We start from the raw sequence: 19,030 nt of genomic DNA, 5'->3' as shown, positions 1-19,030 counted from the left end.
TCAGCGCCTGGTCCAGCAGCGCCTGCCGGCCCTCGAGCTCCTTGGAGAGCTTGTCGGCCTTCGCGTTGTTCCCCGCCGCGCGGGCCGCGTCGATCTGCGACCGCAGCTTGTCGACGGCGTCCTGGAGCTGGCCGGTGAGCCCCGCGGCGCGCGCCCGCGCCTCGGGGTTGGTCCGCCGCCACTCCGTGTCCTCGGCGTCCTGGATGGCGCGCTCCACCGCGTGCATCCGGCCCTCGATACGGGCGCGGGCGTCCCTCGGCACATGGCCGATGGCCTCCCACCGCTCGTTGATCGACCGGAAGGCGGCGCGGGACGCCTTCAGGTCCGAGACCGGCAGCAGCTTCTCGGCCTCGACGACGAGCTCCTCCTTGCGGGTGAGATTCTCCCGCTGCTCGGCGTCACGCTCCGCGAAGACCTCGCTACGGGCCTGGAAGAAGATGTCCTGCGCACCGCGGAAGCGGTTCCACAGGTCCTCCTCGGACTCGCGCTGGGCACGGCCCGCGGCCTTCCAGTCCGACATCAGCTCCCGGTACCGGGCCGCGGTCGGACCCCAGTCGGTGGAGCCGGAGAGCGCCTCGGCCTCGGCGACCAGCTTCTCCTTGGTCTGCCTGGCCTCCTCGCGCTGTGCGTCCAGGGCCGCGAAGTGCGCCTTGCGCCGCTTGGAGAACGCCGAGCGGGCGTGCGAGAAGCGGTGCCACAGCTCGTCGTCGGTCTTGCGGTCCAGCCTGGGGAGGCCCTTCCAGGTGTCCACCAGGGCGCGCAGCCGCTCCCCGGCCGCCCGCCACTGCTCGCTGGCGGCCAGCTGCTCGGCCTCGGCGACCAGGTCCTCCTTGGCCCTGCGGGCCTCGTCGGCCTGGACCGCCTTGGCCGCCTTGCGCTGCTCGCGGCGGACCTCGACCTCCCCGGCGAGCTTGTCGAGCCGCTTCCTCAGCGCGTCCAGATCGCCGACCACGTGATGCTCGTCGACCTGCTGGCGGATGTGCTCGATGGCCGCTGTCGCGTCCTTGGCGGACAGATCGGTGGTCTTGACCCTGCGCTCGAGGAGGCCGATCTCGACGACCAGACCGTCGTACTTGCGCTCGAAGTAGGCGAGGGCCTCGTCCGGCGATCCCGCCTGCCACGATCCGACGACCTGCTCCCCGTCGGCCGTACGCACGTACACGGTCCCCGCCTCGTCGACGCGGCCCCAAGGCTCGCTGCTCACAGCGCCTCCTCCACATGATGCCGGGGGCGGGCGCGCGGCCCGCGGGCATCGTCCACAGTTTCTTCCGGCCGGGATACGCCCTGGCCGGTCTCATATCAGGGTGGCGGCCATCGGGCCAGGCACCCTGCACAACGCCAACATAGGCGACCGGTACCCCGGCTGTCCGTATCCTGCGCGACCGAAATTTCGCAGTACGCGGGCCCGGCGACCTCAGGACTTGCCGACCGTCGCCTTGTTGATCACCACGCTGGCGTTCGGGGCGGTGTTCATCGTCTGGTCCGGGGGAGCCGCCCCGGCGTTGGCGATCTTCTGCAGGACCTTCATCCCGGCCTTGTCCACGGTGCCGAAGGGCGTGTAGTCCGGCGGGAGGTCGCTCTTCTTGTAGACCAGGAAGAACTGGCTGCCGCCGGTATTCCGGCCCTTCTTGGTCTGCGGGTTGTACTGGTTGGCCATGGCGACGGTCCCCGCCGGGTACTTGCCGCCCTTGATCGAGGCGTCCTTGAGGTTCTCGTCCGGGAGGGTGTAGCCGGGGCCGCCCGCGCCGGTGCCCTGCGGGTCACCGCACTGGAGCACGTAGATCCCCTGGTTCACCAGCCGGTGGCACTTGGTGTGGTCGAAGTAGCCCTTGCCCGCCAGGAAGCCGAAGGAGTTGACCGTGTGCGGCGCCTTGCCGGCGTCCATGGTCACGGAGATGTCCCCGCAGGTCGTCTCCAGCTTCATCGTGTAGGAGGCCGACTTGTCGATCGTGATCGCCGGCTCCTTCTTCCACGACAGCTTCTTCGGCTTCTTGCCCGCGACCGCCTTCGCCTCCTTGGCGCAGGGGTCCGGCGCCTTGCTGGTGGGGGCGGTCGAGGGGGTGGCGGAGGAGGCGGCGTCGTCCTTCTTGTCCTTGTCGTTCCCGGACAGCGCGCCCGTGGCCGCGACGGCACCGCCACCGGCCAGGACCACGGCCAGCACGGCGGCGATCACCACATTGCGCTGGCGCGACTTGTGCCGGGCGGTTTCGCGCCGCTGCTGCTGCCGAAGGTACTTCTCCCGGGCGAGTTGCCTCCGCCGCTGCTCGTTACTGACCACCGGGTCGTCTCCTCATGGCGTGTGGTGTGCCGTCGGTGTGCTGCTGTTGTGTACGAGGACTCGGCCGTACCGTATACGGGTTCGCTGTGGCCGGGGCGCCGCCGGTAGGCTCTGAAGCCGCCGACAATCTTCCACCGGACGACTTCTAAGGACGATCGTGCTCATTGCCGGGTTCCCCGCCGGGGCCTGGGGGACCAACTGCTACTTGGTCGCCCCCGCCGCCGGTGAGGAGTGCGTGATCATCGACCCGGGCCACCAGGCGGCCCAAGGCGTCGCGGAGGCGGTCGCCAAGCACCGGCTCAAGCCCGTCGCCGTCGTCCTCACCCACGGCCATATCGACCATGTCGCCTCGGTCGTCCCGGTCTGCGGCGCGCATGACGTACCGGCCTGGATCCACCCGTCCGACCGCTTCATGATGAGCGACCCCGAGAAGGCCCTCGGACGCTCCATCGGCATGCCGCTGATGGGCGAACTCACCGTGGGTGAGCCGGACGACGTCAAGGAGCTGACCGACGGCGCCGAGCTGAAGCTGGCCGGCCTCGAACTCACCGTCACGCACGCCCCGGGCCATACCAAGGGGTCGGTGACCTTCCGGATGCCCGAACAGGCGGATGTCCCGTCCGTCTTCTTCTCGGGCGATCTGCTCTTCGCCGGCTCCATCGGACGCACCGATCTGCCCGGCGGCGATCACGCCGAGATGCTCGAGTCGCTGGCCCGTGTGGTCCTGCCGCTCGACGACTCGACCGTGGTCCTGTCCGGCCATGGCCCCCAGACCAGCATCGGCCGTGAGCGCGCCACCAACCCGTATCTGCGCGAGGTGGCCGCCGGCCTGGGAGACGGCGCGCAGCGCCCGGCTCCGCGACGAGGAATGTGACGAGAGACTTCCGTTGAGCACCTTCAAGGCCCCCCGGGGCACGTACGACCTGATCCCGCCGGCCTCCGCGACCTACCTCGCGGTGCGCGAGGCGATCGCCGCACCGCTCAAGCGCTCCGGTTACGGCTACATCGAGACCCCCGGTTTCGAGAACGTGGAGCTCTTCGCGCGCGGCGTCGGCGAGTCCACCGACATCGTGACCAAGGAGATGTACACCCTCACCACCAAGGGCGGCGACGAGCTCGCGCTGCGCCCCGAGGGCACCGCCTCGGTGCTGCGCGCCGCCCTGGAGGCCAATCTCCACAAGGCCGGATCGCTGCCGGTCAAGCTTTGGTACTCGGGCTCGTACTACCGCTACGAGCGCCCGCAGAAGGGCCGCTACCGCCACTTCTCGCAGGTCGGCGCGGAGGCGATCGGCGCCGAGGACCCGGCCCTGGACGCCGAGCTGATCGTCCTCGCCAATGACGCCTACCGCTCGCTCGGGCTGCGGAACTTCCGCATCCTGCTGAACTCGCTGGGCGACGCCACCTGCCGCCCCGTCTACCGGGCCGCCCTCCAGGACTTCCTGCGCGCCCTGGACCTGGACGAGGACACCCGGCGGCGCGTGGAGATCAACCCGCTGCGGGTGCTGGACGACAAGCGCGAGGCCGTGCGCGCGCAGCTCGCCGACGCCCCGCTGCTGCGCGACTACCTGTGCGAGGAGTGCAAGGCGTACCACGCGGAGGTCCGCGAGCTGATCACCGCCCGGGGCGTGGCCTTCGAGGACGACGCGAGGCTGGTGCGCGGCCTGGACTACTACACCCGCACCACCTTCGAATTCGTCCACGACGGCCTGGGCTCCCAGTCCGCGGTCGGCGGCGGCGGCCGCTACGACGGCCTGTCCGAGATGATCGGCGGCCCGGCCCTGCCCTCGGTGGGCTGGGCGCTCGGCGTGGACCGCACGGTGCTGGCCCTGGAGGCCGAGGGCGTCGAGCTGAACCTGCCCGCCGCGGTCAGCGTCTTCGCGGTGCCGCTGGGGGAGGAGGCCCGCAAGGTCCTCTTCGGCGTGGTCGGCGAGCTCCGTACGGCGGGCGTCGCCACGGACTTCGCCTACGGCGGCAAGGGCCTGAAGGCCGCCATGAAGGCCGCCAACCGCAGCGGCGCCCGCTACACGATCGTGGCGGGCGAGCGCGACCTCGCCGAGAACGTGGTCCAGCTGAAGGACATGGAGTCCGGCGAGCAGTCCCCGGTCCCGCTGACCGAGGTGGTCGAAGCGGTCCGCGCACGCCTCGCCTGAGCGACGCGTGAAGGGGGCCCGGGGAATTCCCCCGGCCCCTTTCTCCGCTTCCTACAGCAGTCCCAGCCGCATCGCGCTGGTGACCGCCGCGGTGCGGTCGTCCACTCCCAGCTTGCCGAATGCCCGGAGCAGATGGGTCTTCACCGTCGACTCGCCGATGAAGAGACGGCGGCCGATCTCCGCGTTGGTGCACCCCTCCGCGACCAGCCGCAGTACGGCCGTCTCCCGCTCGGAGAGGCGGGGACGCTCGGGCCGGTCGCGCAGCTGGTCCATCAGCCGCGCGGCGACGGACGGGGCCAGCACTGTCTCGCCGCGCGCGGCGGAGCGCACGGCCTCGGCCAGCTCGGCGCGGGGCATGTCCTTGAGCAGATAGCCCGCCGCACCCGCCTCCACCGCGCGCAGGATGTCCCCGTCCGTCTCGTACGTGGTCAGCACGATCACCCGGGACGGCAGCCCGGCGGCGGTCATCCGGGCGATCGACTCCACCCCGTCGCCGTCCGGCATGCGCAGGTCCATCAGCACCACATCGGGCCGCAGTGAGGCGCACAGCGCCTCCGCCCGCGGGCCGCTGTCCGCCTCGCCGACGACCGTCAGACCGGGTTCGGCGCCGAGCATGCCGCGCAGCCCCTCCCGCACCACCGGGTGGTCGTCCGCGATCAGGATCCGGATCACCGTGCGCTCCTCGTTCGTACCGTCGGCCGGGAGGGATGGGTGGACGGGGCGGGCGGCCGGACGGGCAGTTCGAGCGCGACCGTCGTGCCCTCGCCCGGGGCGGCGGCCACCTGAGCCGTGCCGCCCACCTCGCCCGCCCGGGCGCGCAGCCCGGCCAGGCCGTAGCCCTCGCGCGGGGCGCTCGGGTCGAAGCCGCGGCCGGTGTCCCGGACCCGCAGCCGCAGCGCGTCCTCGCCGTAGCCGAGCACGATGGTCACCACTGCGCCCGGCCCGGCGTGCCGGCGGGCGTTGGACAGCGCCTCCTGGCAGCCGCGCAGCGCCACCACCTCCACGGCGGCGGGCAGCGGCCGGACCGCCCCCGAGACCTCGACGCGGGCCGGGGCACCGGTCTGCTCGCCGTGCCGCGCGGCCAGCCGCCGCAGCGCGTCGGGGAGCGAACTGCCGTCCAGGTCCGCCGGGCCCGCCCCGGCGACCAGGGCCCGGGCCTCCGCGAGGTTCTCCCGGGCCGTACGGGCCATGAGGCCCAGGTGGCGGCGGGCCAGCGGCATATCGTGGTCCAGCTCCGACTCCACCGCCTGAACCAGCATCAGCAGGCTGGTGAAGCCCTGGGCGAGGGTGTCATGGATCTCCCGGGTCAGCCGCTCCCGCTCCGCGAGGGCGCCGTGCGCGGCCGACAGCCGGGCCACCTCCTCGCGGCTGGCCTCCAGTTCGGCGATCAGCCGGGCGCGCTCGGTGCTCTGCTGCAGGACCATGATGATCCAGCTGCCGATGAGCAGGGAGAAGGCCCAGGAGACGGCCGCGAAGAGGGAGTTGAAGAACAGATCCCCGGAATCCGGCCGCTCCACGAGCGCCCACACCACCACCGGAACGACATTGATCACGGTGACGGCGATCAGCGCCCTGCGCATCCGCAGCAGCATGAAGCACTGTGGCGTCAGCGCGAAGATGGCGATCCGGACCTCGCCGACCAGCGCCGACGGCACCACGAACAGCAGGAACAGCCCCACCAGATAGACCACCGCGCGGGGCTGGTCCTCGGCTTCCGCGAGCAGCACCGGCCGGCCGACCAGCACGTACCACGGCGCGGTCGCGGCGAAGACGGCCGCCGCGAACGCGCGCAGTCCGGGCCCGGGGTCCGATCCGCCCAGGACGAACAGGAACGTGGCCGCGAAGACGATCGCGAAATAGACGTCCCAGCGACGGTAGGTGCGGTGGTACACGTCCGGATCGCGCGGGCCGGCCGGTGTGTTCAGCCGTCCCGGCGGCTCTTCCAGCGGAAGGTCAGCAGACACAGCACCAATCCTCCGACGCACCACGCCCCCAGCACCAGGGCGATCCGTCCGTACTCCCAGGAGCCCGCCTGCTCCAGTACGGCCGCCGAGTCCGGCAGGAACACCCCGCGGAATCCCTGGCACATCCACTTCAGCGGGAAGAGCGCGCCCACGGTCAGCATCCAGTCGGGCAGCGTGTCGATCGAGATGAAGACGCCGGAGATGAACTGCAGCACCAGGAACGGCAGAACGACCACCGAGGTGGCGCTCTTGCCCGAACGCGGGACGCTGCTGATCGCGATGCCCAGCAGCGCACAGCCGGTCAGCCCGAGGGCGAGGACCCAGGCGAAGGTGAGCCAGGTGGCCGCGCCCGTGGGCAGATCGAGGTCGAAGAGCGCCGCGCCGACGATCAGCAGCAGCACCGTCTCGGCGATCCCGGAGACCAGGACCAGCCACAGCTTGCCGAGGAAGTACGCGGCCGGGGGCAACGGCGTACCGCGCAGCCGCCGCAGCACCTTCTCGTCCCGTTCGAGCGCGATGGAGACACCCAGCGACTGAAAGCTGGTCGACATCACCCCCGACGCGATCATCGCCGCGGCGTACAACTGGGAGGCGGTCACGCCCGCGCCCCGCACATCGTCCCGGAAGATCGAGGCGAACAGGGCCAGGAAGACGATGGGGAAGGCGAAGGTGAAGACCACCTGTTCGCGCCGGCGGAAGAACTGCTTGAGCTCGAGGACGCCCCGGTGCAGCCCGAGGGTCCAGGCACCGGGCAGCCGCCCGGGGGCGGCCCCGGAGGCGCGTCGGGCGGTGGAGGAACTGGTGGTCGTGGTGGTCATCATCGCGCGCCCTCCCCGGGCTGCTCGTCGAGTTGTCCGGTGAGCCGCAGATAGATGTCCTCCAGGGTCGGCCGGGAGATCCGCAGCCCCGGGATCTCCCCGTCGAAGCGGCGCATCAGCTCCGCGACGGTACGGGTCGGGGCCTCCGTCTCCTCCTGGCGCGCCCCGCCGCCGGGCTCGCTCCAGTGGACCGTCGCCCGGCTGCCGTGCCGCTCGCGCAGTTCGGAGGGCGCGCCCTCGGCCACGACCTTGCCCGCGGCGATGACCGCGAGCCGGTCGGACAGTGCTTCCGCCTCATCCAGGTAGTGCGTGGTGAGCACGATCGTGGTGCCCTCGTCCGCCAGCCGCCGGATCAGCTCCCAGAACCGGCGTCGCGCCGCCGGGTCGAAGCCCGTCGTCGGCTCGTCCAGCAGCAGCAGCTCCGGACCGCCGATCACGCCGAGGGCCACATCCAGCCGGCGCCGCTGGCCGCCCGACAGCGCCTTGATCCGGCTGCCCGCCTTGTCCTCAAGACCGACCAGGCCGATGACCTCCTCGGGGTCGCGCGGCCAGGGGTAGTAGCGGGCGAAATGGCGAACGGTCTCGCGGACCGTCAACTCGGCCGGGGCGGATTCATCCTGCCAAACGATGCCGATTCGGGACCGCCACTCGCGTCCCCCGGAGGCGGGGTCCCGGCCCAGCACCGTGACCTCGCCCGCGTCCCGGTTCCGATGGCCCTGGAGGATCTCCACCGTCGTGCTCTTGCCCGCCCCGTTGGGGCCCAGGACGCCGAACACCTCTCCCTGTCGAATGCCCAGGTCAACGCCGTCCAGCGCGGTCACCGCGCCATAGCGTTTGCGTAGGCCGCGCACCCGTACCGCTTCGTCTGCCATGTCCATGAGCGTGACGGTGCCGCGCCGGTTCCGGGGACGACCGGGAAGCCCGTCTTATGTCCTCCGAACGGGGGACGGGGCACCATGGCATGACCGTGATAAGCGCGCCTTACGGCGACAGCGGGTGCGGCACAATGGCCGTGCCCGACGGGGCTGGAGACGGCGGAGAGCGACGGACGGCGAGTATGGCGACGACAGTGATGGACGACGTGGAGTCCGGCGAGGCGCGGGAGGGCGCGCGGGTCGGGACGGGAGGCAGCCGTGCCTTCGCCCTCCTGCTCGTGATCACCGGAGCGCTGGGACTGCTGGCCGCCTGGGTCATCACGATCGACAAGAACAAGATCCTCGAGTACAAGGCCGACGGTAAGGTCTTCACGCCCGGCTGCAGCCTCAACCCCGTCGTCTCCTGCGGCAACATCATGGAGAGCGACCAGGCGCAGGCGTTCGGCTTCCCGAACCCGATGCTCGGCCTCGTCGCCTACGGCATCGTTATCTGCGTGGGCATGTCACTGCTGACCGGGGCGCGGTTCCCGCGCTGGTACTGGCTGACCTTCAACGCGGGCACGCTCTTCGGCGTCGGCTTCGTGACCTGGCTGCAGTACGAGTCGCTGTACGTCATCGGGTCGCTGTGCCTGTGGTGCTGCCTCGCCTGGGTCGCCACCATCGTGATGTTCTGCTACGTCACCGGCCACAACCTCAAGCACGGCTACCTTCCCGCGCCGGACGGGCTGCGGCGCGGGCTCATGGAGTTCCACTGGGTGGTCCCGGTGGTGTGGATCGGCGTCATCGGCATGCTGATCCTGACCCGCTGGTGGGATTTCTGGACGGGCGCTCAGGGCTGAGCCCGCGCCCTCCGAACCCTGAGCCCAACAGCGTTGTCGGTGGGTTGGCATAGGCTTCCCGCGTGGAGCCAGACCTGTTCACCGCCGCCGCAGAGGACCGCCAGGAGAAGGATCCGGCCAGCAGCCCGCTGGCCGTGCGGATGCGTCCGCGCACCCTCGACGAGGTCGTGGGCCAGCAGCATCTGCTGCGCCCCGGATCCCCGCTGCGGCGGCTCGTGGGCGAGGGCGGCGGGGGTCCGGCCGGGCCGTCGTCGGTGATCCTCTGGGGCCCGCCGGGCATCGGCAAGACGACGCTGGCGTATGTGGTCAGCCAGGCCACCCAGAAGCGCTTCGTCGAGCTGTCGGCCATCACCGCGGGGGTCAAGGAGGTCCGGGCCGTCATCGACGGCGCGCGCCGCTCCTCCGGGGCGTACGGGCGGGACACCGTGCTCTTCCTGGACGAGATCCACCGCTTCAGCAAGGCCCAGCAGGACTCGCTGCTGCCCGCCGTGGAGAACCGCTGGGTGACGCTGATCGCGGCCACCACCGAGAATCCGTACTTCTCCGTGATCTCCCCGCTGCTCTCCCGCTCGCTGCTGCTCACCCTGGAGCCGCTGACCGACGACGATCTGCGCGGGCTGCTGCGGCGTGCGCTCACCGACGAGCGCGGGCTCGGCGGGGCGGTCACCCTCCCCGAGGACGCCGAGGCGCATCTGCTGCGGATAGCGGGCGGCGACGCCCGGCGGGCGCTCACCGCGCTGGAGGCGGGCGCCGGGGCGGCCCTGGACAAGGGCGAGTCCGAGGTCACGCTCACCTCGCTGGAGGAGGCGGTCGACCGGGCGGCGGTGAAGTACGACCGCGCCGGGGACCAGCACTACGACGTGGCCAGCGCCCTCATCAAGTCCATCCGCGGCTCGGACGTGGACGCGGCGCTGCACTATCTGGCCCGGATGATCGAGGCGGGGGAGGACCCGCGGTTCATCGCCCGCCGGTTGATGATCTCGGCGAGCGAGGACATCGGCCTGGCCGATCCGACCGCCCTGCCCACCGCCGTGGCGGCGGCGCAGGCGGTCGCCCTGATCGGCTTCCCGGAGGCCGCGCTCACCCTGAGCCATGCCACCATCGCCCTGGCGCTGGCGCCGAAGTCCAACGCCGCCACCACCGCGATCGGCGCGGCGCTCGCCGATGTGCGGGCGGGCCTGGCCGGGCCGGTGCCGCCGCATCTGCGCGACGGCCACTACCAGGGCGCCAAGAAGCTCGGCCACGCACAGGGTTATCTCTATCCGCACGATCTGCCGGGCGGCATCGCGGCGCAGCAGTACGCACCGGACAAGATCCACGGCAAGCGGTACTACGAGCCCACGCGGTACGGAGCCGAGGCGCGGTACGCGGATGTGGTGGAGCGGGTGCGGGCACGGCTGCGGGGCGATCCGCCGCCGTCCGCCGACGGCCCGGCCGCCACCTCGTCATAGCGGTCAGCCGACGGTCCGGCCGCCACCTCGCCATAGCGGTCCGCCGACGTCCGGACGTGCTCTCGTCATAGCGGTCAGCCTCCGCTGGCGGCCGCCCCCGTCACCCCACCCGCACCGGGGACGCCCTCAGCTCGCCGCCGCGTCGAACAGGGCATGCATCGCGTACCGCAGCTCGGACACGTTCCGCACCGGCTCGGGAAAGTCGAAGCGCGCGTCGAACGGCCGGTCCGCCTCGTCCGTGAAGCGCACCCGCAGACCGAAGCGGTCCAGCGCCACCGGGGTGGCCGGGCCCTGGGTGCAGACCAGGCCGGAGCGGTCGCCGAGCAGCGCGCACAGCCCGCGCACCTGCTCGCTGTGGGCGGCGTGCAGATGCTGGAGCAGATCGGCCTCGTGCCGGACCAGCGGATCGGGGTCGGCCGAGGTGAAGTCGTCCGGCTCGACGCCGTCCGCGCCCCACAGGTCGTCCACGCACGCCTCGCCGATCTCCAGCCGCAGCAGCGTCCAGGCGGCTCGCCCGGCGGGCCCCACCCCGGCGGCCGGCCCACCGCGCCGCGACGGCCGCGGCGCCTGGTCGAGGCCGAGCAGTTCGCCCACCGGATGCCGCTCGGCCAGCAGCGCCGCCGCGGTGCGCGTGCGCTCGCCGCAGGGGACGGGGGTGAGCCAGCCGGCCACCCAGGCGCGGCCGCGGATCCGGTGGGGCATCGCGACGGGCGCGACGTCGGTGATCTCCATCACGCAGGTCAGCTCGTCGTCCTGGGCGTGGGTGGCGGCGCGGGCGGCGGGGGAGGCGCTGGGCACCAGCAGCAGCACATCCCCGTCCGGGGCGACCGTACGGGCGGTGGGGCCGTCCGCCCCCATGTCGTCCTGGGCCTCGATTCCGGGAATCGTCAACGAAGCCGTAGCCTTGGATTCAACGAGAGTACGTACGCGCTCTGCCGGTGTGGGCCGCAGGGTGCTTTCCATGGGACGCGGCTGACCCTCCTCGGGGCTCTGACCAGTGCTGGGCAGGGGGATCCCAGGTCGAAACATGCGTTCTCCTCGGCTAAGGTAAGGCTCACCTAACTTACATGGAGGTTCGTTCCCCGTGAACCAGTCGCGTCCCAAGGTCAAGAAGTCGCGGGCGCTCGGCATCGCTCTGACCCCGAAGGCCGTCAAGTACTTCGAGGCACGCCCCTACCCGCCGGGCGAGCACGGCCGTGGCCGCAAGCAGACCAGTGACTACAAGGTCCGGCTGCTGGAGAAGCAGCGGCTGCGCGCTCAGTACGACATCAGCGAGCGCCAGATGGCCCGTGCCTACGACCGCGCTCGGAAGGCCGGAGGCAAGACGGGCGAGGCGCTGGTCATCGAGCTCGAGCGCCGGCTGGACGCGCTCGTACTGCGGTCGGGCATCGCCCGCACCATCTACCAGGCCCGCCAGATGGTCACCCACGGCCACATCGAGGTCAACGGCCGCAAGGTCGACAAGCCGTCCTTCCGGGTCCGCCCGGACGACGTGGTGATGGTCCGCGAGCGCAGCCGTGAAAAGGTCCCCTTCCAGGTGGCGCGCGAGGGTGGCTACGCCCCCGACGGCGAGACCCCGCGCTACCTCCAGGTCAACCTGAAGGCGCTCGCCTTCCGCCTGGACCGGGACCCCAACCGCAAGGAGATCCCGGTGATCTGCGACGAGCAGCTCGTCGTCGAGTACTACGCCCGCTGATCCGGCGGAGCGGTTCGTACGCACCCAAGCCCGCGGGTTCCCCCTCGACACCGGTCGACGGGGAACCCGCGGGCTTGTCCGATGGCGGGTCCGGACCGGGCGCCCGGCGGCCGTTATGCGTTTCGGGTGCGCGTCCGCGGCGCGATAAGGTCGATACCTGCCGCCCGCACCCGGATACCGCCCGAGAGCGGCGGGCGACGGACGACGCCGAACGACGCGTCATCACGACACGTCAGCGCGCCGAGCACGACCAACACGACACAACGACGACGAGCGGCGACAGGGAGCGGTGCGACGTGTCCGGTGGAGAGGTGGCCGGGATCCTCGTGGCCGTCTTCTGGGCGATCCTGGTGTCCTTCCTGGCGCTCGCGCTGGTGAGGCTGGCCCAGACGCTCAAGGCGGCCACCAGGCTGGTGGCGGAGGTCACCGACCAGGCGGTGCCGCTGCTGAGCGAGGCGTCCGCGACCGTGCGGGAGGCCAACACCCAGCTCGCCCGGGTGGACTCGATCGCCTCCGACGTCCAGGAGGTCACCTCCAACGCCTCCGCGCTCTCCTCGACCGTCTCCACCGCCTTCGGCGGACCGCTGGTCAAGGTGGCCGCGTTCGGCTACGGCGTCCGGCGGGCGATCGGCCGCAAGGGGCGGGCGGAGGACGAGCCCGCGCCCGCGCGCAACGTCGTCATCGGCAAGACCCTGCCGTCCGCCCGCCGGGGCGGCCGCCGCAACCGTGGATCGAAGGGCTGACAGACCGGATGTTCCGCCGCACATTCTGGTTCACTACCGGCGTCGCCGCCGGAGTGTGGGCCACCACCAAGGTCAACCGCAAGCTCAACCAGCTCACCCCGGAGAGCCTGGCGGCGCAGGCCGCCGACCGCGCGGTGCTGGCGGGCCGGCGGATCAAGGTCTTCGCCCTCGACGTACGGGACGGCATGGCCGACCGCGAGGCCGCGCTCAAGGACGCGCTCGGGCTCTCCGCGCCACCGCCGGACGACCGCAAGCGGCTCCCGGCCCAGCGGAGCCGGGCCGAGCTGACCCGCACCACCCCCTACAAGCTCCACAAAGCCGGAAATGAGGACCACTGATGGAGTCGGCTGAAATCCGCCGCCGCTGGCTGCGCTTCTTCGAAGAGCGCGGGCACACCGTCGTGCCGTCGGCGTCGCTCATCGCGGACGACCCGACGCTGCTGCTGGTCCCCGCGGGCATGGTGCCCTTCAAGCCGTACTTCCTCGGTGAGGTCAAGCCGCCCTTCGACCGCGCCGTCAGCGTGCAGAAGTGCGTACGCACCCCGGACATCGAAGAGGTCGGCAAGACCACCCGCCACGGCACCTTCTTCCAGATGTGCGGGAACTTCTCGTTCGGCGACTACTTCAAGGAAGGCGCCATCAAGTACGCCTGGGAGCTGCTCACCAGCTCCCAGGAGGAGGGTGGCTACGGCCTCGACCCCGAGCGGCTGTGGATCACCGTCTACGAGCAGGACGACGAGGCCGAGCGCATCTGGCGCGAGGTGATCGGCGTCCCCGCCGAGCGGATCCAGCGCCTCGGCATGGGCCCGAACTACTGGTCCATGGGCGTCCCCGGCCCCTGCGGCCCCTGCTCCGAGATCAACTATGACCGTGGTCCGGAGTTCGGCGAGGAGGGCGGCCCGGCCGTCAACGACGAGCGCTACGTGGAGATCTGGAACCTGGTCTTCATGCAGTACGAGCGCGGTCCGGGCGAGGGCAAGGAGAACTTCCCGATCCTCGGCGAGCTCCCCAGCAAGAACATCGACACCGGTCTCGGCCTCGAGCGCCTGGCGATGATCCTGCAGGGCGTGCGGAACATGTACGAGACCGACACCCTGCGCGTCGTCATGGACAAGGCCACCGAGCTGACCGGGGTCGCCTACGGCGCCGCCCATGACTCCGATGTCTCGCTGCGCGTGGTCGCCGACCACATGCGCACCTCCGTCATGCTCATCGGCGACGGCGTCACCCCCGGCAACGAGGGCCGCGGCTATGTGCTGCGCCGCATCATGCGCCGCGCCATCCGCAATATGCGCATCCTCGGCGCCACCGAGCCGGTCGTCGGCGAGCTGGTCGACGTCGTCCTCAAGACGATGGGCCAGCAGTACCCGGAGCTGCTGACCGACCGCAAGCGCATCGAGACCGTCGCCCTCGCCGAGGAGTCGGCCTTCCTCAAGACGCTCAAGGCCGGCACCAACATCCTCGACACCGCCGTCACCGACACCAAGGCCACCGGCGGCAGCGTGCTCCCCGGCGACAAGGCGTTCCTGCTCCACGACACCTGGGGCTTTCCGATCGACCTCACCCTCGAGATGGCCGCCGAACAGGGCCTCTCGGTGGACGAGGAGGGCTTCCGCCGCCTGATGAAGGAGCAGCGGGAGCGCGCCAAGGCCGACGCCAAGGCCAAGAAGACCGGCCATGCCGACCTGTCCGCCTACCGCGAGGTGGCCGACAGCTCCGGCCTGACCGAATTCACCGGCTACATCCACACCGAGGGCGAATCCACCGTCGTCGGCCTGCTGGTCGACGGGGTGTCCTCGCCCGCCGCCACCGAGGGCGACGAGGTCGAGGTCGTCCTGGACCGCACCCCGTTCTACGCCGAGGGCGGCGGCCAGCTCGCCGACACCGGCCGGATCAAGCTGGACACCGGCGCCGTGGTGGAGGTCCGGGACGTCCAGCAGCCGGTGCCGGGTGTCAGCGTGCACAAGGGCGTCGTCCAGGTCGGCGAGGTGACGGTCGGCGCCGGGGCCCACGCCCGGATCGACATCAAGCGCCGCCGTGCCATCGCCCGCGCCCACAGCGCCACTCACCTCACCCACCAGGCGCTGCGCGACGCCCTGGGCCCGACCGCCGCCCAGGCCGGTTCGGAGAACTCGCCCGGCCGCTTCCGCTTCGACTTCGGCTCGCCGACCGCCGTGCCCGGCGCGGTCCTCACGGACGTCGAGCAGAAGATCAACGAGGTGCTCTCGCGCGAGCTCGACGTCACCGCCGAGGTGATGAGCATGGACGACGCCAAGAAGCAGGGCGCCATCGCCGAGTTCGGCGAGAAGTACGGCGACCGGGTGCGCGTGGTGACCATCGGCGACTTCTCCAAGGAGCTGTGCGGTGGCACGCATGTGCACAACACCGCCCAGCTGGGTCTGGTGAAGCTGCTCGGAGAGTCCTCCATCGGCTCCGGGGTGCGCCGGGTCGAGGCCCTGGTGGGCGTGGACGCCTACAACTTCCTCGCCCGGGAGCACACGGTCGTCTCCCAGCTCACCGACCTGGTCAAGGGCCGCCCCGAGGAGCTCCCGGAGAAGATCTCCGGCATGCTGAGCAAGCTCAAGGAGGCCGAGAAGGAGATCGAGCGGTTCCGCGCCGAGAAGGTGCTGCAGGCCGCCGCCGGTCTCGCCCAGGGCGCCAAGGACGTCCGGGGCGTGGCCCTGGTCGCCGCCAAGGTGCCGGACGGCACCTCCGCCGACGATCTGCGCAAGCTGGTCCTGGACGTACGCGGGCGCATCCCGGGCGACCGCCCCGCCGTCGTCGCCCTCTTCACCGTGGCGGGCGGCCGTCCGCTGACCGTCATCGCCACCAACGAGGCCGCCCGTGAGCGCGGGCTCAAGGCCGGTGACCTGGTCCGCACCGCCGCCAAGACGCTCGGCGGCGGAGGCGGCGGCAAGCCGGACGTGGCCCAGGGCGGCGGTCAGAACCCGGAGGCCGTCGGCGAGGCCATCGAGGCCGTCGAGCGGCTTGTCGCGGAATCGGACCGGTAGTCGTGCGACGCGGCAGGCGGATCGCCATCGACGTCGGGGACGCCCGGATCGGGGTCGCCTCATGCGACCCCGACGGGATCCTCGCCACCCCCGTGGAGACCGTGCCGGGACGCGACATCCCGGCCGCCCACAAGCGGCTCGTGGCGATCGTCGAGGAGTACGAACCGATCGAGGTGGTGGTCGGCCTGCCGCGCTCGCTCAACGGGCGCGAGGGGCCGGCCGCGGCCAAAGTGCGCACCTTCGCGCGCGAGTTGGCGCGGCGGGTCAACCCGGTGCCGGTGCGGCTCGTCGACGAGCGTATGACCACTGTCACAGCGTCCCAGGGGCTGCGCGCCTCCGGGATGACGTCCAAGAAGGGCCGTTCCGTCGTTGACCAGGCGGCGGCCGTGGTGATCCTGCAGAGCGCGCTGGAGACCGAGCGGGTCTCGGGGAGGGCTCCGGGGGAAGCCGTCGAAGTGGTCATCTGATCGCGATACGGTAACGTTCCGCGCGGCATGGCCGCCGCCGCCCGTGCCACGCACACGCCGAGCGGTGACCACCTCCGTCGCTAGGGGATCGATGACTGAGTACGGCCGGGGACCCGGCTCCCAACCGTGGCACCCCGAGGATCCGTTGTACGGGGACCCAGAGTGGAGCGGCCACCACGCGGCGGCCGGCCAGGACCCCTACGCACAGCAGGAGCCCTACGCACAGCAGGACACCTACGCGCGGCAGAACACCTACGCACAGCAGGACACCTACGCACAGGATCCGTACGCACAGGACACCTACGGCCAGGATCCGTACGGTCAGGGCGGCTACGGCCAGGGCCCGTACGGCCAGGATCCTTACGGGCACCAGCAGTATCCGCACGGCTATCCGCAGGACCCCCAGCAGCATCAGCAGCCCCAGTGGGACGGCCAGGACGCCGGCTACCCGCATCAGCGGCACCCGCAGGAGTACCCGGGCCAGGGCGGCCCCTACCCGGCCCAGGACGGCTCGTACGGCGGGATGGACCCGCAGGATCCCTATGGCGGTCAGGGCGGTCAGGGCGGCCAGGGCGGCCAGGGCGCTTCCTACCCGGGCCAGGACCCCTACCAGGGACAACAGGGCACACAGCAGATGCCTGCGGTGCCCGCGGAGCACCAGGTGCCGCGCCAGCGCGAGGCCCCCGAGGAGCCGCCGCTCCAGGCGGACGACGCGGACGACCACCCGTTCTTCACCGACGGCGGCGGCCGGGGCGACGTCGACGACACGGACGACGACGGCGAGGACGGCGAGCGCTCCGGCGAGAAGGGCAAGCCCAAGAAGCGCCGCAGCGGCGTGGCCTGCCTCTTCGTGACCGTCGTCCTGGTGGGCGTGGTCGGCGGAGGCGGCTACTACGCCTACGACTTCTGGCAGACCCGCTTCGGCCCCGCACCCGACTACTCCGGCCAGGGCACCGGCCGGATCGAGGTGGAGGTTCCCTCCGGCTCCGGCAACGCCGAGATCGGCTCAGTACTCGCCGACAAGGGCGTGGTCAAGAGCAGCGGCGCCTTCGTCGATGCCGTGGAGGACAGCGGCAAGTTCGTCCAGCCGGGCACCTACACCCTGCGCAAGGAGATGTCCGGCGCGGCGGCGGTCAAGCTGATGCTCGACCCCAGCAGCAGCAACGCCCTGATCGTCACCGAGGGCATGCGGGACGCCACGATCTACGCGGCGATCGACAAGAAGATCGGCCTCAAGGCGGGGACCACCGCGGGCGTCGCCAAGAAGGAGGCCAAGAACCTCGGGCTGCCCTCCTGGGCCGACGACAACAGCAAGATCAAGGATCCGCTGGAAGGATTCCTGTATCCGTCCCGCTACAGCGTGGGCGAGGGCGCCAAACCCGCGGACGTGCTGCGGAAGATGGTCGCCGAGGCCAATCGGAACTACTCCGGTCAGGATCTGGAGGGCAGGGCCAAGGAATTGGGCCTGAAGTCCCCGCTCCAGCTGATCAGCGTGGCCAGCCTGGTCCAGGCGGAGGGCGTCACCCACGACGACTTCCGGAAGATGGCCGAGGTCGTCTACAACCGGCTGAAGCCCGCGAACCCCGAGACCTACGGCAAGGTGGAATTCGACTCCACCTATAACTACATCAAGAATCAGAGCAAGATCGATATCCCGATCAGTGAGATCAAGCAGTACGACAACCCGTACAACACCTACTTCTACAAGGGACTTCCGCCCGGTCCGATCGGAAATCCGGGCCACGACGCGCTGAAGGCGGCGATGAACCCGACCAGCGACGGCTGGTATTACTTCATCTCGCTCGACGGCAAGACGAGCCAGTTCTCCAAGACCTACGCGGATCACCAGAAGTGGGTCGACAAGTTCAATAAGCAGCGCACGAACAACGGCTGAGGAAAGATGTCGGAAAACCGCAGGGCAGCGGTGCTCGGTTCGCCGATCGCCCACTCCCTGTCACCGGTGCTGCACCGCGCCGCCTACCGCGAACTGGGCCTGACCGGCTGGACGTACGACCGCTTCGAGGTGGACGAGACCGGGCTGCCGGACTTCTTCAAGCACCTCGGCGAGGACGCGGGACCGGCCTGGGCCGGGCTGTCCCTGACCATGCCGCTCAAGCGCGCCGTCATCCCGCTGCTGGACGAGATCAGCGACACCGCGGCCTCGGTGGAGGCCGTCAACACGGTGGTCTTCGGCGACGACGGCCGCAGGCGCGGCGACAACACCGACATCCCCGGCATGCTGGCGGCGCTGCGGGAGCGTGGCGTCGGGCGCGTGGAGCGCGCCGCCGTGCTGGGCGCCGGCGCCACGGCCTCCTCGGCGCTGGCCGCGCTCTCCCGGATCTGCGACGGCGAGGTCACCGCATACGTCCGCAGCGAGGCCCGCGCCGCCGAGATGCGGCAGTGGGGCGAGCGGCTGGGTGTCGCGGTGCGCACGGCGGACTGGGGCGACGCGGCCGAGGCGCTCGGCGCGCCGCTGGTGATCGCCACCACCCCCGCGGGCACCACCGACGCGCTCGCCGCGGCCGTACCGGACCGCCCCGGCGCGCTCTTCGACGTCCTCTACGAGCCCTGGCCCACTCCGCTGGCCGCGGCCTGGGCGGCGCGCGGCGGCTCGGTGGTCGGCGGCCTGGACCTCCTGGTGCACCAGGCGGTGCTCCAGGTCGAGCAGATGACGGGCCGCGCCCCCGCGCCCCTGGCCGCGATGCGCGAGGCGCTGGCGGCCCGCTGAGCCGTCCCACG

At 71.2% G+C, this 19,030-nt stretch carries 18 protein-coding genes; 11 read left to right on the top strand and 7 right to left on the bottom strand.

The features are described 5' to 3' along the window. A partial coding sequence (locus tag GWI24_RS21245) for a DUF349 domain-containing protein (protein WP_210947504.1) occupies nucleotides 1-1,204 on the bottom strand: 1,204 nt, incomplete at its 3' end. A gap of 210 nt (nucleotides 1,205-1,414) precedes the next feature. Next, the gene (locus GWI24_RS21240; RefSeq protein ID WP_210947503.1) at nucleotides 1,415-2,278 is read right to left on the bottom strand and encodes a peptidylprolyl isomerase; all 864 of its coding nucleotides are present in this window, start codon (nucleotides 2,276-2,278) and stop codon (nucleotides 1,415-1,417) included. A gap of 157 nt (nucleotides 2,279-2,435) precedes the next feature. On the opposite strand from GWI24_RS21240, the gene GWI24_RS21235 reads away from it, so the two are divergent. Continuing rightward, entirely contained in the window at nucleotides 2,436-3,152 is a 717-nt protein-coding gene (locus tag GWI24_RS21235; RefSeq protein WP_210947502.1) for an MBL fold metallo-hydrolase, read from the top strand. A 13-nt stretch (nucleotides 3,153-3,165) separates the two neighbouring features. Then, complete coding sequence (gene hisS / locus GWI24_RS21230) at nucleotides 3,166-4,428, top strand: histidine--tRNA ligase (RefSeq protein ID WP_210947501.1); 1,263 nt, start codon at nucleotides 3,166-3,168, stop codon at nucleotides 4,426-4,428. 51 nt (nucleotides 4,429-4,479) lie between these two features. Here hisS and GWI24_RS21225 read toward each other — a convergent pair whose 3' ends face one another. The 4 genes from GWI24_RS21225 to GWI24_RS21210 are packed head-to-tail and all read right to left on the bottom strand — an operon-like array spanning nucleotide 4,480 to nucleotide 8,088. Beyond that, a complete protein-coding gene (locus tag GWI24_RS21225) occupies nucleotides 4,480-5,100 on the bottom strand; it encodes a response regulator transcription factor (RefSeq protein ID WP_210947500.1) in 621 nt (206 codons plus the stop codon). Next, nucleotides 5,097-6,392, bottom strand: coding sequence for a sensor histidine kinase (locus GWI24_RS21220; protein ID WP_210947499.1), 1,296 nt, complete (start codon nucleotides 6,390-6,392; stop codon nucleotides 5,097-5,099). The genes GWI24_RS21225 and GWI24_RS21220 overlap by 4 nt, the downstream gene beginning before the upstream one ends. Continuing rightward, nucleotides 6,350-7,210 carry an ABC transporter permease gene (locus tag GWI24_RS21215; RefSeq protein ID WP_210947505.1) on the bottom strand — a complete coding sequence of 287 codons (861 nt, stop codon included), beginning with the start codon at nucleotides 7,208-7,210 and terminating at the stop codon, nucleotides 6,350-6,352. Before GWI24_RS21215 ends, GWI24_RS21220 begins: the two co-directional genes overlap by 43 nt. Continuing rightward, on the bottom strand, nucleotides 7,210-8,088 hold the full coding sequence (locus tag GWI24_RS21210) for an ABC transporter ATP-binding protein (protein ID WP_210947498.1): 879 nt from the start codon (nucleotides 8,086-8,088) through the stop codon (nucleotides 7,210-7,212). Before GWI24_RS21210 ends, GWI24_RS21215 begins: the two co-directional genes overlap by 1 nt. Nucleotides 8,089-8,282: 194 nt before the next feature. On the opposite strand from GWI24_RS21210, the gene GWI24_RS21205 reads away from it, so the two are divergent. Then, nucleotides 8,283-8,924 (top strand): vitamin K epoxide reductase family protein, encoded by a 642-nt coding sequence (locus GWI24_RS21205; RefSeq protein WP_247616676.1) that lies wholly within the window; start codon nucleotides 8,283-8,285, stop codon nucleotides 8,922-8,924. Nucleotides 8,925-8,986: 62 nt separating this feature from the next. Then, the gene (locus GWI24_RS21200) at nucleotides 8,987-10,375 is read left to right on the top strand and encodes a replication-associated recombination protein A (protein WP_210947496.1); all 1,389 of its coding nucleotides are present in this window, start codon (nucleotides 8,987-8,989) and stop codon (nucleotides 10,373-10,375) included. Nucleotides 10,376-10,501: 126 nt separating this feature from the next. Here the strand turns inward: GWI24_RS21200 and GWI24_RS21195 are convergent, their stop codons facing one another. Further along, nucleotides 10,502-11,404 carry a DUF2470 domain-containing protein gene (locus GWI24_RS21195; RefSeq protein WP_210947495.1) on the bottom strand — a complete coding sequence of 301 codons (903 nt, stop codon included), beginning with the start codon at nucleotides 11,402-11,404 and terminating at the stop codon, nucleotides 10,502-10,504. A gap of 55 nt (nucleotides 11,405-11,459) precedes the next feature. Here GWI24_RS21195 and rpsD point away from each other — a divergent pair, with 55 nt between their 5' ends. From rpsD to GWI24_RS21160, 7 genes are all read left to right on the top strand, one after another. Further along, nucleotides 11,460-12,071 (top strand): 30S ribosomal protein S4, encoded by a 612-nt coding sequence (rpsD, locus tag GWI24_RS21190; protein ID WP_210947494.1) that lies wholly within the window; start codon nucleotides 11,460-11,462, stop codon nucleotides 12,069-12,071. Between the two features lie 296 nt (nucleotides 12,072-12,367). Then, nucleotides 12,368-12,814, top strand: coding sequence for a DUF948 domain-containing protein (locus tag GWI24_RS21185; RefSeq protein ID WP_210947493.1), 447 nt, complete (start codon nucleotides 12,368-12,370; stop codon nucleotides 12,812-12,814). An 8-nt stretch (nucleotides 12,815-12,822) separates the two neighbouring features. Continuing rightward, a complete protein-coding gene (locus tag GWI24_RS21180) occupies nucleotides 12,823-13,152 on the top strand; it encodes a DUF6167 family protein (protein ID WP_037951636.1) in 330 nt (109 codons plus the stop codon). Beyond that, nucleotides 13,152-15,824, top strand: coding sequence for an alanine--tRNA ligase (alaS, locus tag GWI24_RS21175; RefSeq protein WP_210947492.1), 2,673 nt, complete (start codon nucleotides 13,152-13,154; stop codon nucleotides 15,822-15,824). The genes GWI24_RS21180 and alaS overlap by 1 nt, the downstream gene beginning before the upstream one ends. A gap of 2 nt (nucleotides 15,825-15,826) precedes the next feature. Beyond that, the gene (gene ruvX / locus GWI24_RS21170; protein WP_037951639.1) at nucleotides 15,827-16,291 is read left to right on the top strand and encodes a Holliday junction resolvase RuvX; all 465 of its coding nucleotides are present in this window, start codon (nucleotides 15,827-15,829) and stop codon (nucleotides 16,289-16,291) included. Nucleotides 16,292-16,382: 91 nt separating this feature from the next. Next, nucleotides 16,383-18,185 (top strand): endolytic transglycosylase MltG, encoded by a 1,803-nt coding sequence (gene mltG / locus GWI24_RS21165; RefSeq protein ID WP_210947491.1) that lies wholly within the window; start codon nucleotides 16,383-16,385, stop codon nucleotides 18,183-18,185. Between the two features lie 6 nt (nucleotides 18,186-18,191). After that, nucleotides 18,192-19,019 (top strand): shikimate dehydrogenase, encoded by an 828-nt coding sequence (locus GWI24_RS21160; RefSeq protein WP_210947490.1) that lies wholly within the window; start codon nucleotides 18,192-18,194, stop codon nucleotides 19,017-19,019. Nucleotides 19,020-19,030: the final 11 nt, after the last annotated feature.

The organism is Streptomyces sp. MK37H (genome assembly GCF_018035285.1).
In the GTDB taxonomy this organism is placed as follows: domain Bacteria; phylum Actinomycetota; class Actinomycetes; order Streptomycetales; family Streptomycetaceae; genus Streptomyces; species Streptomyces endocoffeicus.
Note: the sequence above shows the minus strand (reverse complement) of the source record. Positions and strands in the feature narration are given on the sequence as shown.

Bases quoted from the DNA above. Each gene is read 5' to 3' on its own strand.
- GWI24_RS21210 (WP_210947498.1), bottom strand. From the start codon at position 8,088: ATGGACATGGCAGACGAAGCGGTACGGGTGCGCGGCCTACGCAAACGC.
- GWI24_RS21205 (WP_247616676.1), top strand. From the start codon at position 8,283: ATGGACGACGTGGAGTCCGGCGAGGCGCGGGAGGGCGCGCGGGTCGGG.
- GWI24_RS21195 (WP_210947495.1), bottom strand. From the start codon at position 11,404: ATGTTTCGACCTGGGATCCCCCTGCCCAGCACTGGTCAGAGCCCCGAG.
- alaS (WP_210947492.1), top strand. From the start codon at position 13,152: ATGGAGTCGGCTGAAATCCGCCGCCGCTGGCTGCGCTTCTTCGAAGAG.
- GWI24_RS21215 (WP_210947505.1), bottom strand. From the start codon at position 7,210: ATGACCACCACGACCACCAGTTCCTCCACCGCCCGACGCGCCTCCGGG.
- GWI24_RS21160 (WP_210947490.1), top strand. From the start codon at position 18,192: ATGTCGGAAAACCGCAGGGCAGCGGTGCTCGGTTCGCCGATCGCCCAC.
- mltG (WP_210947491.1), top strand. From the start codon at position 16,383: ATGACTGAGTACGGCCGGGGACCCGGCTCCCAACCGTGGCACCCCGAG.
- GWI24_RS21180 (WP_037951636.1), top strand. From the start codon at position 12,823: ATGTTCCGCCGCACATTCTGGTTCACTACCGGCGTCGCCGCCGGAGTG.